General features: G+C 40.6%; 14 protein-coding genes. 2 read left to right on the top strand and 12 right to left on the bottom strand.

The genetic code is table 11. The features are described from left to right. Positions 1–53: 53 nt before the first annotated feature. The 12 genes from I6758_RS14470 to I6758_RS14525 all read right to left on the bottom strand — a co-directional run bounded on the left by I6758_RS14470 (position 54) and on the right by I6758_RS14525 (position 13,019). On the bottom strand, positions 54–2,066 hold the full coding sequence (locus tag I6758_RS14470; protein WP_196605901.1) for a urocanate hydratase: 2,013 nt from the start codon (positions 2,064–2,066) through the stop codon (positions 54–56). Positions 2,067–2,089: 23 nt separating this feature from the next. Next, positions 2,090–3,334: an imidazolonepropionase gene (hutI, locus tag I6758_RS14475; RefSeq protein WP_196605902.1), complete on the bottom strand. Its 1,245-nt coding sequence runs from the start codon at positions 3,332–3,334 to the stop codon at positions 2,090–2,092. Between the two features lie 29 nt (positions 3,335–3,363). Then, positions 3,364–3,768 (bottom strand): aconitase X swivel domain-containing protein, encoded by a 405-nt coding sequence (locus tag I6758_RS14480; RefSeq protein ID WP_196605903.1) that lies wholly within the window; start codon positions 3,766–3,768, stop codon positions 3,364–3,366. A 1-nt stretch (position 3,769) separates the two neighbouring features. Beyond that, a complete protein-coding gene (locus tag I6758_RS14485) occupies positions 3,770–4,969 on the bottom strand; it encodes an aconitase X catalytic domain-containing protein (protein ID WP_196605904.1) in 1,200 nt (399 codons plus the stop codon). A gap of 59 nt (positions 4,970–5,028) precedes the next feature. Beyond that, positions 5,029–6,366 carry an amidohydrolase family protein gene (locus I6758_RS14490; RefSeq protein ID WP_196605905.1) on the bottom strand — a complete coding sequence of 446 codons (1,338 nt, stop codon included), beginning with the start codon at positions 6,364–6,366 and terminating at the stop codon, positions 5,029–5,031. Beyond that, positions 6,366–7,637 carry a Zn-dependent hydrolase gene (locus I6758_RS14495; protein ID WP_196605906.1) on the bottom strand — a complete coding sequence of 424 codons (1,272 nt, stop codon included), beginning with the start codon at positions 7,635–7,637 and terminating at the stop codon, positions 6,366–6,368. The genes I6758_RS14490 and I6758_RS14495 overlap by 1 nt, the downstream gene beginning before the upstream one ends. Positions 7,638–7,808: 171 nt before the next feature. After that, complete coding sequence (locus tag I6758_RS14500) at positions 7,809–8,669, bottom strand: MurR/RpiR family transcriptional regulator (protein ID WP_196605907.1); 861 nt, start codon at positions 8,667–8,669, stop codon at positions 7,809–7,811. A 116-nt stretch (positions 8,670–8,785) separates the two neighbouring features. Further along, complete coding sequence (locus I6758_RS14505) at positions 8,786–9,352, bottom strand: HutD/Ves family protein (protein WP_196605908.1); 567 nt, start codon at positions 9,350–9,352, stop codon at positions 8,786–8,788. A gap of 138 nt (positions 9,353–9,490) precedes the next feature. After that, on the bottom strand, positions 9,491–10,573 hold the full coding sequence (mnmA, locus tag I6758_RS14510) for a tRNA 2-thiouridine(34) synthase MnmA (RefSeq protein WP_196605909.1): 1,083 nt from the start codon (positions 10,571–10,573) through the stop codon (positions 9,491–9,493). 96 nt (positions 10,574–10,669) lie between these two features. Next, positions 10,670–11,125 (bottom strand): RrF2 family transcriptional regulator, encoded by a 456-nt coding sequence (locus tag I6758_RS14515; protein ID WP_196605910.1) that lies wholly within the window; start codon positions 11,123–11,125, stop codon positions 10,670–10,672. A 100-nt stretch (positions 11,126–11,225) separates the two neighbouring features. Beyond that, positions 11,226–12,554 carry a replication-associated recombination protein A gene (locus I6758_RS14520; protein WP_196605985.1) on the bottom strand — a complete coding sequence of 443 codons (1,329 nt, stop codon included), beginning with the start codon at positions 12,552–12,554 and terminating at the stop codon, positions 11,226–11,228. A gap of 12 nt (positions 12,555–12,566) precedes the next feature. Next, positions 12,567–13,019: a dCTP deaminase/dUTPase family protein gene (locus I6758_RS14525; RefSeq protein WP_196605911.1), complete on the bottom strand. Its 453-nt coding sequence runs from the start codon at positions 13,017–13,019 to the stop codon at positions 12,567–12,569. A 506-nt stretch (positions 13,020–13,525) separates the two neighbouring features. On the opposite strand from I6758_RS14525, the gene htpG reads away from it, so the two are divergent. Together htpG and I6758_RS14535 are read left to right on the top strand one after the other, a co-directional pair. After that, positions 13,526–15,484: a molecular chaperone HtpG gene (gene htpG / locus I6758_RS14530; RefSeq protein WP_196605912.1), complete on the top strand. Its 1,959-nt coding sequence runs from the start codon at positions 13,526–13,528 to the stop codon at positions 15,482–15,484. Positions 15,485–15,772: 288 nt separating this feature from the next. Continuing rightward, a complete protein-coding gene (locus tag I6758_RS14535) occupies positions 15,773–16,285 on the top strand; it encodes a pyridoxamine 5'-phosphate oxidase family protein (protein ID WP_196605913.1) in 513 nt (170 codons plus the stop codon). The last annotated feature ends 137 nt before the right edge of the window (positions 16,286–16,422 follow it).

Below are 16,422 nucleotides of genomic sequence, written 5' to 3' on the forward strand. Positions count from 1 at the left end.
CTGTATACTGATCATATAGTAACAGCTGCCTTTTTGCTGTTTTCTTACAAAGCTTACTTGTCAAACATTTTATCTACCAGGCCGCTTACCAGATTCTCATCGGCAACAAAAGGAATTGTTATATGACCTTTACCGGTGTATTTTTTGTTGAATTCTTTTGATGTTTCTATGGCATGAGGATTGCGTGCCCAGCTGCGGCGGGCGACACCACCCATAACATCCCAGAGCATAGCTGACTTTATGATAGTATCAATACGTTCACTGCCGTCAAGCACCAGTCCAAAGCCGCCGTTTATTGCCTTGCCTATTCCTGTACCGCCGCCGTTGTGAAGAGAGATAAGGCTCATGCCACGGGCTGCATTGCCTGCATAACACTGTACCGCCATATCGGCCATAACATTGCTGCCGTCTTTGATATTTGAAGTTTCCCGGAATGGTGAATCTGTACCGCTGACATCATGATGATCGCGTCCCAGCATAATGGGGCCTGTTTCACCCTTACGCACTAACTCATTGAACTTGAGAGCTATTTTTATGCGTCCCTCGGCATCCTGGTAAAGTATGCGTGCCTGAGTACCGACAACCATTTTATTTTTTTCCGCATCACGGATCCAATTATAATTGTCTCTGTCCTGGTATCTTCTGCTTGGATCTATGCAATCCATAGCGGCTTTGTCTGTCTGCATCAGATCTTCATGCCTGCCGCTGAGGCATACCCAGCGGAATGGACCGTAACCGTAGTCAAAAAGATGCGGTCCCATTATGTCTTCGACATAAGAAGGGAGAATAAAACCGTCTTTTTCATCAACGCCGTTTTTCGATAATTCCTTTACACCTGCATCATAGACTGCCTTAAGAAAGGAATTTCCATAATCGAAAAAGTAGGTGCCTTTTTTGACGCACGCCATTATCAGCTCATAATGGCGCCGCAAACTTTTGTTGACAAGCTTCTCAAAGGTTTCACGGTCTTCGGCGAGCATGCGAGTGCGTTCTTCAAAGCTTACTCCCTGAGGACAATAACCGCCGTCATAGGCCACATGGCACGATGTCTGATCACTCATCAGATCGATCTTGATATCGTTTTTAACTACGTATTCCAAAAGATCGACTATATTACCGTTGTAGGCGATAGAAACAGTTGTTTTATCATGTAAATGTTTGTCAGCTGCAGCAAAAACTTTATCGAGATCTTTGTAGCATTCACCGACCCAGCCCTGATCAAGGCGTGTTTTGATGCGGGAGTAATCGACTTCCGCTATTACTCCTACTCCATTTGCTATTTCTACGGCTTTTGGCTGAGCACCGCTCATTCCCCCCAGACCGGAGCTGACGAATATGTGGCCGTTGAGATCGCCATCGTTAGGAATACCTAAATGCATTCGTCCGGCGTTCAAAAGAGTGTTATATGTGCCATGCACTATTCCCTGCGGCCCAATGTACATCCATCCGCCCGCAGTCATTTGACCGTAATTTGCCACACCCATTTCCTCGGCTATTTCCCAATCTTTTTCATTGTCGAACATACCTATCATCAGAGCATTTGTGTTGATTACACGGGGAGCTTCCGGCTTCGAAGGAAAAAGACCGAGCGGCATCCCCGATTCCACCACTAAAGTCTGTTCATCGGTCATTACTTCCAAATATTTTTTGATAAGCCTATAACCCAGCCAATCATGACATACACTGCCTGTCTCACCGTAAGTAACAAGTTCATAAGGATAAAGAGCCACCTCAAAATCAAGATTATTATCTATCATCACTTGAAAAGCTTTTCCTTCCAAACATTTTCCGGCGTATTCATCTATTGGTTTTCCGTATATGCGCCCTTGAGGGCGCCATCTGTATGCATATATGCGCCCGTAAGTCTTTAATTCCTGTAAGAATTCCGGAGCTGCTTTTTCATGCAGTTCTTCGGGCAGATAACGCAAAGCATTTTTTAAGGCTATTTTTGTCTGTTCACTGCTTAAATGAAAACCTCTGCTTGGGGCTCTGCGTATTCCCTGCTCAAATATCGGTTCATCAGGAAAGATATTATCCAGCTTTATTTCGGTCGTTGACTGTATCATTATGCATTGCTCCTTTATGACTATTAGAATATAATTTCACCATTTTTTATCACATGCTCAACTATATTAATTCCTGTCAGATAGACTAAAAATCTATAGTCCGATTTGCTTAAAAGTAAAATATCAGCCTTTTTACCCGGCTCTATACTGCCTGAAGTATCAGCCTCATCCACTGCGGCCGCGGCATTCAGTGTAATCGCTGTCAATGCCTCATTTATTGTCAGATGCATATTAATAACGGCAAGTGCAAGTATAAGCGGCGCGGCGTATGAATAGCAGCTTCCCGGATTGAAATCGCTGGCTAAGGCTACGATGCAGCCGGTGTCTATCATCTGTCTGGCCGGGGCAAATTGCTTGCGCATGCAAAAGGCTGTCATCGGCAGTAATACTGCCGCAGTATTACTGCCAGCTAATTTTTTTATATCTTCATCGGTAACAGCAAGCAGATGATCTGCACTGACCGCCCCTATGTCCGCAGCCAGACCGCCGCCTCCTGTCGACACTATTTCATCGGCATGTATTTTTGCCTTCATGCCCGTTTCCTTTGCAGCCAGCAGCAATTTCTGCGATTCAGCTATACTGAATACACCCTTTTCACAAAAAACGTCGCAGAACTCAGCAAGTTTTTCTTTTTGTATTTCAGGAAAAACCTGTTCTATCGTAAAATCTATAAATTCATTGGATCTGCCGGCAAATTCGGGAGGTACGGCATGTGCTCCTAAAAAAGTCGTTTTCAATGTAATCGGCAGGTCTTTCTGCAGTCTTTTCATTGTCCGCAGCATTTTAAGCTCGGTATTTTTATCCAAGCCGTATCCGCTTTTGCCTTCTATAGTTGTAAAACCTTGTTTGAGCATATTTTCGAGAATTTTTTTACCGGCAGAGTACATATTTTCTTCGCTCATCACACGAGTCTGCCGCATGGTGCTGACTATACCGCCGCCTCTTTTTAAGAGATCCATATAGGGAACACCCTCGAGCCTGGCGATGAACTCGTCGGCACGAGTTCCGCCAAACAAAAAATGTGTATGCGGATCAACAAAGCCGGGAACGGCACATTTTCCGTGAGCGTCTATTTCTTTGACAGCTGTGCCAGACGATAGCTGCGGCAGTACTTCTTCGGCTGTGCCTGCCAGTTTTATTATTCCGTCTTCACAATAAATTGCGCCGTTTTTATAAATCTTTATATCGTTCATTGCTTTCCCACGCAGTGCTGTCTTTCCGAGCGGAGTGGCAATTTCAGCTAAATTTTTTATAAGCAGACGATTCATCAGCTTTACCTCATATTCAGTACATTTATTTATATTTTCCGCAGAATGCCATTATCTGCATCAAGTTCTACCATGTCACCGTCATGGAAATCTTTGTAAAAGTCATCATCCATTTTATTTACCATAGGAGCGTCAAGAATGATAGCGCTCGCAGCTAAGGTCGTATCAGCATTTACCACTATCATGGCAGCAGGATTCATTCCTGTCATTTTCAATTGATACATTCCGTCTGCCTGTACAACTGAACTCCCTTTACCATAGGGGAATACTAAGATTTTTCCGGCAACGGATTTTTGATAAAGGCAGTGCTCTTTTTCTATAATCTTACCGTCTTTTGGTTCAATAAGATAAAAGCACATACCGTCATCGGAAAAAAGTAATTGGCCTGTTACCTTACCACCTGATATTTTGTGGCAGTCGTATTGTTTTTTCATTTTAGTATTCTCCTTTCAAAGCTGCATATATACTTTCTTTAAGAGGGGCTATGATAAACTGCATATCACGCCGTTTCGTATAATAGGCGCATTTGGGAGAATCTGTTATTCCCTTTTTACCATATAAAAATTTCCAGCATGGTTGATCCATACAAGTATCTTCTACTATTTCACCGCCGGCTGTTTTTATTATATCCGCATATCCCATTTTTTGAGACAAACTGCGAGTCAGTGAAGAGGTCATAATAAATAACGGAACAGATAATTTTTTCCCTTTTACCATTTCGGCAACCGTGCATACCTGGTCGATCGTGAAATGCGGGCAGCCATATAAGGCAAAATCTATTTTCCCATTTTTGTCAGATATTTCTTCGCGCATATTTTTCAGATCATTATTGGTGATGGTTACTTCATACTGTGGTTTTTTGCCTTGAAAGGCATCTTCCATTGTCAGTGCTTCCGGTGTAAAACCAAGAATGTGATAAAGGGCTACGTTGCCTCCTGTATTAAGCTGTGCGCCCAGATTCATCAGAGCTTCCTTACTGGGATTTGTCAGCCCTTCAAAAACAGGGATAGAAAAGCCGATTTTTTTTGGAGCAAAATAACCGAGCATCTGATAAGTAAAATCATCTTCCATATCAGCCTCCACATGTACCAATACCTGTCCGGCACGATTTTCTTTCAATAAAAATCCGTAATAAGGTGTTACTCCCGTAACAGCACTGCATAGAGCGCTCTGCGCTGATTCTCTGTTAGAACGGGCACCATAAACGGAGTTTACAAAAGGCGTCGCGCTTGATTCGGAAAATGAAATGATTTCGCCGAAACGCGGTACATTTTTTTCAAGATAAGGCGTACAATCATAAGTCATTATTGCGCCGAGCTTGGTGTAGGCCGCATGTGTACGTTTGACTATTTCTTCGTCTTCCCTGTCAATATCAGTTATTGCCTGAAATTGTTCCAGATTGAAACTGGGATTGACAGTCGGACGTATACGGCATACTGCCTCACCAGCCGTTAATTTTTCAGCAAACCATAGATCAGCTTCCTGATTGCTGAGCGCAACATGAGTACGTGTCACGGGAACCATCTTGGGAGCATCGTAGGCTTCTCCTATCGCAACCAGTATTTTCATTGCCAGCTGAGTGCCCTGCCCGTAGTTTCCTTCTAACATTTTTTTTTCTTCTTCAGTAAGATACATATATAAACCTCCCCAATTATAGTATTGCTCCGGATAATGAAAATAGTGCAATAAAGTTTTTACTCATTTTCAAGATGCTGCATAGTCATTTTTACCTGTTCAAGTACACGACTTTCTGTTGTATTTACCAAGTGGCCCTGTATGACTGTTGTTTTGCCGTTTACAGCTACACGTTTAATCGCTGTGGGCTGCATGGAGTAAATAAGATTGGGTAGAAATTGCTGCCCTTTTTTTGTCAGGGGCTGCATAGAAAAATCATATACAGATATTCCGACGAAGTCGGCTTTATAACCGTCGGCTATTTTGCCGATGGGAAGGTCAAGCACTGTACCGCCTGTTTCGGTTCCCATTTTGAATGCATCATGGAAATTCACACAAAGAGCGTTACAGGTTTTTGCCTTCTGCAGAAGTGATACCATGCGCATTTCCTCAAATACACTGATGCGACTGTTGCCGCAGGCTCCATCACTGCCCAGTGCTATGGGGACCGAATGCCTGATGTATGCGGGAATATCGGTGATACCGTCTGCGAGGAACATATTGCTTGACGGGCAGTAAATAAGATGAGCACCTTTTCGGCCCATCGTTCTTATTTCATCTTCACTGAGCCATACACCATGTATTATTGACATATGTTTGTCAACTACGCCTAAGGAATCAAGATATTTTAACGGTGTCATGCCATGTTCTTTTTTTACTTGATCTACTTCAAAGATTTCTTCCGCTACATGAATATGATAGGGGGTATTATATTCACATGCCAGACGGTAGCCTGCTTTGATCATTTCAGGGGAAGCAGCATGCAGACTGTGCGGTGCGGGCAAAACTTTCACCATTCCACCCGTATATTTTTTCATCAAAGATGCTGTATTGCTGACTGCTGTTTCGACATTTTCTACATAACCGGAAGGTGCGCCGGTCCAGTCATACATAGTTCTGGCTATGACCAGTCTTATTCCGGCATCGTTTGCTGCCTGAATAACTGCTTCATCGCTTTCACTGCCAAATTGATGAAGATAAAAGAAATCGGCTACAGTGGTCGCACCGCATTTCATCATCTCTGTAAAGGCAAATAGTGCTCCCGTGTAAATATCCTGCAATCGCATACGCGGTGAAAATTTGTAGAGAGAGTTATCACGCCATTCTAAAAAAGGCCGGTCAGCGGCTACTCCGCGGAGTAAGCTCTGAAAGCTGTGATTATGGGCATTAATGCTGCCGGGAACAATGACGAGATCACCCCAGTCTTCTTTTCCGGCGTCAGGATACTCCTTTTCCAGCTGTGCTGCTGCAGCTATCTTTTCAATATCACCGGTGTGCATATTTACTGCAATGGCTTTATTTTCCACAAGACAGCTGTCAATAAAAATTGCTGCTGCTTTTATTATTTTTATTGACATCATACCAGCTCCTTATCCAAAATCAACAATGTATCGAGATAAACTTGTGCCGCTATAGCCACTTCACGCGGAGCGGTATATTCCTGAGGACAATGGCTGTATCCGTTGACACTCTGGGAAAAAAGCATAGCGGTTTTTGTCAGCCTTGCCATATTGGCAGCATCATGTCCGGCCATGCTCACAAGCTTCATCGGCGGCTGCGCTTCTTTTTCGATGGCCTTCATGACAGCCTCCACTGCCGTTTCATCCATGGACATTTCCGGTTGATCAAGATTAAGTCTGCGTATTATTTTTATATCCCGTTTTTTCTCTATTGCTGCTATCCTTTCCTTTAATTTTGCCAGAGCCTTTTTCCTATCTTCAGGAAAGGCCGTACGCAGATCTATGGTAAAAGAAACTTCACCCGGTATGATATTGGAAGCGTTTGGAATAATCTGCATATGACCGACAGTCACAGCAATTGACGTGAAATCTTCCATTATATGTTCAATGGCAAGACAGAGCTCTGAGGCAGCACATAATGCATCCCGCCTGTCCTGAAGCTGTGTGGTGCCTGCATGATTTGCCTCTCCTTTTATTGATATAATTTCTCTGTAGATGCCTGTGATACAACTGACGGCCGCAACAGCCTGCTGTTTGCGGTATAAACGTTGTCCTTGTTCGATATGGAATTCAAGGAAAGCGGTCATAGTGCCTTTTTCCAGAACGGCACTGTCTATTTGGCTGCTGTTTCCGCCGAGCCAGTCGATAGCTTCAGTCAAAGGTCTGCCTGTATTTCTGTCGTGCAGAATACTTATATCTTTTTTTGTCAGGCGGCCGCATAAAATTTTGCTGCCGAGGGTAGAAACAGAAAAGCTGTTTGGTTCTTCACCGGTAAAAGAGATAATTTCTAAGGGGTGACGTGTTTTTATTCCACTGTCACTTATTGATTGAATGGCTTCCATTGCCATCAATACACCAAGTGCTCCATCAAATTTTCCTCCATTGGGAACACTGTCGTGATGCGATCCGAAAACAATCGGTTTATTTTTTAGATGTTCGCCGTAACTGCCCCACATATTGGCGGCGGCATCAACAGTGACTTTCAGGCCTATGTCTTTTTCCCATATATCTTTGAGCCATCTTCTTGTATCTTTATCAGCCTGGCTGCCAAGCTGTCTGTCTATACCACCGGTTTTTTTATTCAATCCGAACTGAGACATTTCTTCTAATCTGAATAGTAAACGGTCCTTATTTATAGTGATTTTTTTATTGTCACTTATTTCTATCACACAACATCAGCCCCTTGCTAATCTATAAATATTTGTAGAATTAATTCATTTATATAAAAATATAATAAATAAATCATTCAATAAAAAGCAAAAAAAGTGCCTTATTCACGAAGAATAAAGCACCCTTGCTTTTTATTAGTGCTTTAATTATAAAATTCTGATACGTAAATGTCAATAGTAAACTTTATTATTAAGTTCTATATTCTCTATTTTTTCCATTCGTTTCGATATTTCCGGTATCTTTTTAGCAGCATCACGCAGAAGTATGTTAAAAAATATCATGGGTGTACTGTAGATATCAAAAATAGAAGAAACAGTGAGCGGGACACAAACAGCAGAATCACTGCATTCCATTAAAGGTGAAAATTCACTGTCGGTGACACCATAAATATGAAATCCTGATTTTTTTAATTTCTGACATTTTTCGACAAGAGCTCTCGGATACCGCGGCATCATAACGGCCAATATATTTACACTTTCAGGGTCCGTAAGCTCTACCGTGTCCCATTGCGGAGACGATGGCGTGTATTCATGTACAAAATCCCTCATTTTATTGAGAATGTAATGCACATATGGCACGATAGTAAAAGACATCCTGGCTGATAAGATAATCAGCGGCTTAGTTGAGGCAAGCATATCCACCATTTTTTTATAGGACTCAGACTCCATTATACCGCCAAGTTTTTCCATATTTGCCAGTTCGTTATCGAAAATAGAGTGCATGTATTTATCTTTTATGCCGTGCTTTTCTGTGAATTGCAGCCTTTTAGGGGCAGTAAGTTCCTTGCTTACCATATTTTGCAGATTTTGTAAAAAATCATTATATCCTCTGTAGCCAAGAGCCATGAAAAATCTTGATATGCTGCCCTGGCTGACACCTACCTGTTCGGCCAGCTCATTTGTCGTCATGAAAACGATTTGCAGATAGTTATCATTTATGTATACGGCAATTTTTTTATAAGTAGGGGACGTATCAGCAATAAATTTTAACATGTTAGTAAGTTGCTCAAATGTTTCAATATTTTTTCCCATATATTTATCCTCCTTTTATTAATAGTATAATTCATGTATCAGTATTAATACTCAATATATTATACTGCATATACTATACTGCTGCATAATTTATTTTTAAGTCTATTTTGAAAAAATCACCAGTTGATTTTACAAATAACAGCTCTTGAGTGATCTATAATTTTTTTTAATTTGCACGCAGGAAAATTATTTAAATACAGCAATTCTCCTTTATGCAGTGTAAAACTTTTTTGACCGCATAAAATTTCATATGCACCGTCTGCTATATATATGTAACAAGCATTATCAGCTTCTAAACTAAAATGAGGATCAGCAATGGTAAAAAGATCTGCATTTTTATAAGAGTTTTGTTTAAGCATCACGTTAAAATCGGTGCAGCGGCCTTTGCTTATGGTCTTATCGGCTCCGCTGAAAAAGTGGGCAGTAAAAGGTTTTAATTTTATCTCTTTCCGGTTATTGTGTATAAGTGAGATTTCATTATCCAGACTCATCAAAATGCGGTCTATACCAATCAGTTCGGTAAAGGTGGATACATCCGCATCTACTGTTGCCGAGCTTAAGCGCAGCTTGAAGTCTCTGGCTTCGTAATGTGAATTGTTGGGGGAAATGTACAATTGGGTGGTGGATCCGCCGCTCCAAGACGTAGTCTGATGTTCTTTTGCCGAAAAAATTTTTTCAAACATATTTTTTTCACCTCAGATTTCCATATTATACTAAAAACGGCACCTATCATATATGATAAGCGCCGCTGCCTGCTCCAAGTATAGAAGCAAAGAAAAGAAATGTCAAGAATTCGTTTATTATGGCTGTCGTGAAGAAGTTCATTTAAGTGGTTCTGTTATTATGCCGCCGCCTAAAAGAATATTGTCATCATAAAAAACTACTGACTGTCCCGGTGTTACAGCACGCTGCGGTTCTTTAAAAATAACTTTTGCCGTATTATTTTCCAGCGGATAAACTGTCGCCTGGCACACATTCTTTCCATAGCGAATCTGCGCATATGTTTCAAGAGGCCCCTCTATATTATCAAAAGGGATCCAATTCAGTTTTTTGGCCATAAGCCCTGAGGAAAAAACATCTTTGTTGCTTCCGACGACAACTTCATTTTTATCGCTGTTGAGCTGGATTACATACAAAGGTTCAGCTGCGGCGATTCCAAGTCCCTTTCGCTGGCCTACGGTATACAACGATAAGCCGTTGTGACGCCCTAATATATTACCATCAACATCGACTATATTGCCAGCTTTGAAATGCATTTGCGAATGATTTTGAAGATATGCTTTATAATCGTCATTGGGAATAAAACATATTTCCTGGCTTTCCTTTTTATTTGCTACAGGCAGATTATATTTTTTAGCCATTTCCCGAGTCTGCGTTTTAGTGTAGCTGCTCAGAGGGAAGATTATGTGACTGAGAGCTTCCTGACCCAAATGATAGAGCACATACGACTGATCTTTGTGAGTGTCAGCGGCACGTTTGATCAGATAACGTTCTTTTTCGTTTTTTTCTATGGTAACATAATGCCCTGTGGCCATATAATCAGCGCCGAGTTTCATGCATTCGTTCAGAAGTCTGCCGAATTTTATGCAATGATTGCAGCGGACACAGGGGTTGGGGGTATGCGCTGACATATATTCATCTATGAAATAATCAGATACTTCTTTTTTAAATATGTCCTTGAAATCCATAACATAATGCTTAATATTAAGCAGATTGCAGACTATGCGTGCATCCTTTACAGAACTGAGCTGATCGTAGCTGTCTTCTTTGGAAAAACCGCGGCCTTCATCACTTAAAACCATGGTAACGCCAAAAACGTCATAACCCTTGTCCAATAAAATAGCAGCTGTCGTAGAGCTGTCTACACCGCCGCTCATAGCAACGGCAACTTTTTTCTTTTCCACTATTATCTCACCTTGCAATAAATTAATAAGGGATGGAGAACAGGAAATATTCCATGTCCCTCCATCCCGATAACCATGTGCTGAATCAGAAAAGGTTCATGCCTCCACCATACTGTTTAACATAGAGGCTTTCTTGCCATTTTCACATAAATCAGCCAGAGTAATCGAGTCCAAAACCTCGCTGATGCTTTGACACACCCGCTCCCATACTCCGCGGGTTACACATTTATCTGCTTTTTTACAAATCTGGCTGCTGGAATCCGCTTCATTCAGAAGACAATCTACCAAGGCAATAGGTCCTTCCATGATAGTGATAATATCGCCTATAGTGATATCGGCGGGATCCCTTGTCAATACATATCCTCCCTGTGCGCCACGAGTACTCTTGACAAGACCGGCATTTCTGAGCGCGCAGATAAGCTGCTCCAGATAATTATCGGAGATATCCTGCTTTGCAGCGATAGTGCGCAATGATAAAGGTCCCTGGCCATAATTCAATGCCAATTCATACATGGCAGTGACACCATAGCGACCTCTTGTCGACAATTTCATATATATTTCCTCCATTCATATCCTATTGAAGATGAAGATTGCAACTAAAATAGAAATCCTGCTAATATTATAAGTTTACTATATTATAACAGTTAGCGTATTATTTGTGTAAAAAATTTTGATGTTCTTGCAAATATTCTTTTATAATCTTTTCTCTGCCGTTACTGCTTGGTTCATAATATTTTGTGCCGATAAGCCCGGACGGCATATATTGCTGTTTTACAAAATGATCAGCGTAATCATGGGGATATTTATAGCCTGTGCCATGACCAAGCTTTTGTGCACCCTTATAATGAGCGTCCTTCAGGTGTGCCGGTATGTCGCCGCACTGCAGATTTCGAACATCCGCAATAGCTTTGTCTATCGCAAGATATGAAGAATTGCTCTTTGGTGCCGATGCTATATAGGTTACGGCCTGAGCAAGAGGCAGACGGGCTTCCGGCATTCCTACAAACTGCACAGACTGTACAGCTGCCATTGCCAGCACTAAAGCCATCGGATCTGCGTTGCCTACATCCTCAGATGCACATATCGCTATCCTGCGAGCGATAAAATTGGCATTTTCTCCTGATTCAAGCATTTTTGCCAGATAATAAATTGCGGCATCGGGGTCGCTGCCGCGCATACTTTTTATAAAGGCTGACACTGTATCGTAATGATTATCACCGTTTTTGTCATATGATTGGATTTTTTCGCCAGATATTTCCTGCAGAATTTTTTCGGTAATATCAGTTTCGGCAGCGGCGGCCATCAGTGCGGACTGTTCAAGCAGATTAAGTGCCACACGTGCGTCACCGGAGGAAAGCTGTGCTATAGTATGCAACTGGCTGTCCGAACAGGAAATATTCATACTGCCAAGACCGTTTTTGGTATCTGTCAATGCCTGCCTCATTATTTTTAGCATTTGTGAATCGGTCAAGGCATTCAGCCTGATCACGCGTACACGGGACAGCAGTGCATGATTTACTTCAAAATACGGATTTTCTGTAGTGGCACCTATGAGGATAAGGCGGCCATCTTCGACATAGGGCAGAAGAACATCCTGCTGTCCCTTGTTAAAACGGTGTATTTCGTCAATAAAAATTATCGTACGTCTTTGATAAAATTTTCTCTGTTGTTCAGCTTCATCAACAATTTTACGAATGTCTGCGATACCGGAGGAAACAGCGTTCAATTGTTTGAAATCGCTCTTGGTCATTGAGGCTATCATTTGAGATAAAGTAGTTTTTCCTGTACCGGGCGGACCAAACAGAATCAATGAAGGAATACTGTCCTTTTCAATCAATGTACGCAAAAAACGTCCTTTACCGAGAACATGGTCCTGTCCCGCAAACTCATCAAAATTTTGCGGGCGCATCCTCACAGCCAGAGGAACAGCATTCTTCATGCTGTTGTTTGTATTCTGGGCGGCAATAGAAAATAGGTCCATATCTTCCATTGATCAGACCCCCGTGGAACCCATGCCGCCATGACGGACAAGTCCCTTATCATTGCTGTCCCCATCGGTCATAAGATATTTATAGAAAATTCCCTGAGCCAGACGTGTTCCCTTTTTTACAGAAAAATCTGTTGAGGCATGATTAAAAACAGCCAGCATGATATGTCCCTCATTGTTGGCATTATTGTAATAGTCAGCATCAATAATACCCTGTCCGTTAATGAAGGAAAGAGAATTTTTCAAAGCTATGCTTGATCTGATGTGAATACCAAGGTACTCATCATCATTCATATATGCTTTGAGACCTGTGGGAATGAGAGTTACTTTTCCCGCTTTTAAAATCGCATCTTCTGCGCAGGCTATATCATATCCTGCACTTTTATCTGTTTTTCGTTCAGGCAGAATAATATTATTTCCTTCATAAACGCTTACTATTTCAAAACCGCGGTTTTTCATTTTTTCCCCCTGTACATAGGCACTTTCATTTTGTCTGTGCAAAACAAATAGGGTTTTTTATTTGAAGCTGTTATTTACAGCGGTTCGACTGATTTTATAGAATAAATCCAACCGGAATAAAACCCCTTTTTACCAAAAATATCAAATATAAGTAAATTCATATACATTATAATTGATATTACTAATAATAGCAAATATGTATTGTTCATTTAGGATTGCTTTCACCAGAAAATCGCATATAACAGCTTTTGCACCGGTCAGAAAGAGGCGAAATATTGTGCTGCTGGTCAATTTTGCATGATATTCTTTAGTTAGGAGGCAGATCATGTATTTTATATATCTGCATGCTGTACAGCGGTTAAAATAAAACCTGTCCAATATTCAAAATGATGAAGTTTATCGAAAGTATTGATTTTTTTTTCAAAGCGTTGTATAGTAAAAGTAACTTTTAGCACTCACTGCTAATGAGTGCTAACAAAGCAATAAACGATGAAGGGGTTTGAATTATGTCTAAAGAAACGCATGAATTTCAAGCAGAGACTAAACAGCTGCTTGATCTGATGATCCACTCAATTTATACAAATCGGGAAATATTTTTACGCGAACTGACATCCAATGCATCTGATGCCATTGATAAAATTCACTTTGAAAGTCTCACCAATAAAGATTTACTTGAAGGTGATGACAGCTATGAGATTTTCCTGGTACCTGATGAAAAGTCGCATACACTATCTATTGCCGATAACGGTATAGGGATGGACAAGGAGGAACTCATTGAAAACATTGGTACGATAGCCAAGTCTGGCACCAAGGTCTTTCTGCAGAAAATGATGGAAGCGAAGGAAACTAATTCTGCTGTCTCAGGTAAGGAACTTATCGGTCAATTTGGTGTGGGTTTTTATTCTGCGTTTATGGTAGCTGAAAAAATAACTGTGGTTACGCGCAAAGCCGGACAAAAACAAGCTTACAAATGGGAATCTGCCGGTGACGGATCATATACGATCGAAGAGTGTGATAAGGAAAAACGTGGAACAATAATTACACTTACGCTGCTGCCTGAATTTTATGGTGAAAAGGCTGAAGAAAACTTTACTGATACTTATAAAATAGACAGCCTTATCAAAAAATACTCAGACTATGTGCGCTATCCTATAAAAATGAATTTTGTTGTCGAAGAAACACCAAAAGATAAAGACGGTAAGGAAATAGAAGGAGCGGAAAAAGTTAAGCATGATGAAATACGCACCTTAAATTCTATGCAGCCGCTCTGGGCTAAAAATAAGTCAGAAATAAAGAACGAAGAATATAATGAGTTTTATAAAAATCTTTTCCACGATTGGGAAGAACCGATGGAAGTACTGCATAATAAAGCTGAAGGGACTATAGAATATACGTCGCTGCTCTTCTTTCCTTCACATGCACCTTTCAATCTATATCATACTGATTATCAGCCCGGTTTGCAGTTATACTCGCGCCATGTCTTCATTATGGATAACTGCAAGGATCTTTTACCGGAGTATCTGCGCTTTGTCAAAGGGCTTGTTGATTCCCCTGATTTTTCTTTAAATATTTCCCGTGAATTGCTGCAGCAGAGCCGCGAACTGAAAATAATCGGCCGCAATTTAGAAAACAGCATTTTAAAAACATTGGAACGAATGCTTAAAAATAATCGTGAAAAATTTGAAAAATTCTGGGCTGAATATGGCAAATCGCTGAAAATAGGCGTATATGGAAGCATGTACAGCGGCAATGATACCATAAGCAAACTCAAAGATCTATTGCTTTTTGCGACTTCTAATGGGGATAAAGGATTAAGTTCTCTTAAAGAATATATTGATCGCATGCCGGAAAGCCAGAAAAAGATTTATTATGCTGCAGGTAAGGATCGTAAGGCTATAGACAGTCTGCCGCAAATGGAACTTTTGCGTGAAAAAAATATAGAAGTTCTCTATTTGCTTGACAATGTTGATGAATTTGCCATTGAAGCACTGCGTGAATATGATGGTAAACAATTCCACTCAATAAGCCGCGGTGATCTGGACCTGGATGATGTAGAATCTCAGCAAACAAAGAAGGAAACGGAAGATATCACCAAGAAAAATGAAGATCTTATCAAAGATATCAAGGAAAGTCTCGGTGAAAAAATTGCTGATGTCAAAATAAGCAACAGATTAAAATCAAGTGCCGTATGTCTTGTTGCAGATGAACAGGGACCAAGCTTCACGATGGAACAGGCATTCGCTGACGCCAGTAATCCGATGTTTAAGGCAAAACGTATTTTGGAAATAAATCCGCATCATGAACTTTTTGAACGTTTGCAGGCAGTGCATAATCTTGGCAAGGAAAACGATGAATTCAAAAATTATTGTGAGTTATTATATACACAGGCACTTCTAATAGAAGGCATATTGCCTGAAAATCCTGCTGACATTGCTAATAAAATTGCTGCCTTAATGGCAAAATAAGAAAATATAATAAAAACGCTTCTGCTTCCCGAATTTATCGGACAGAAGCGTTTTGCTTTTATATATAAAAATCTTTATGACATGTTGGAAATTCCGTTTTTCCATAACTAATAATGGTAATATATAATTTCAGCAGCCAGTATAACATGATCACTGTGATGAAATACATAACTAAAATATTTAATAAGACCATGATACAATTATATTAGACAGATTGGATGCTGTCTTTTCGCTTCAATCAAGTGAAAAAGATAATGCTGTATTTTGGGAGTAAGGAGGAACTGCAAAGTGAGAAGGATAGATAGAGAAATTACTGATTTGAACGATATTATAAGAATAATGAAAGATTGTAAAGTATGTCACGTAGCATTTCACGATGAAGAATATCCTTATGTGGTTCCTATGACCTTTGGCTTGGAAGTCAAGGCTGATGAGATAAATATATATTTCCATGGTGCCAAAGTAGGCAAGAAACATGATCTCATCAGGAGAAATAACAAGGTCAGCTTTGTTATGGAAAATATTTGCAGCATTGTTACTGGTCCGCAGGTCGGTGAATGTGAATGTACGATGGAGTTTGAATCTGTTATGGGAACAGGGATAATCGAGTATGTTCCAGAAGAAAGAAAAACTATGGCATTGCAGACGATGCTGACCCAATACGGAGTGAAGGAAGGCAAAGCCGACTATCATTTCCATTGCGAAGTAGTTCCAAAGATTCATCTGCTGTGTCTGCGGATTAACTCACTGTCAGCGAAAAGGCGTGATGTGGCTGAGCAAAAATATATTCCCCAAAAATGAGTATTAGTATATTTTTCTATAAGTTTTGTTGTTTAAACATCATTGCGATATATGGTGAAAGAATGAGCTAGTGCTTTATAAACGAAATTAGGCTGGGCTTTGTAAAGTAAACATGAAAGATTAACAAACAGAAACAG

The sequence above is a fragment of the Pectinatus haikarae genome (assembly GCF_015732185.1).
GTDB lineage: Bacteria > Bacillota > Negativicutes > Selenomonadales > Selenomonadaceae > Pectinatus > Pectinatus haikarae.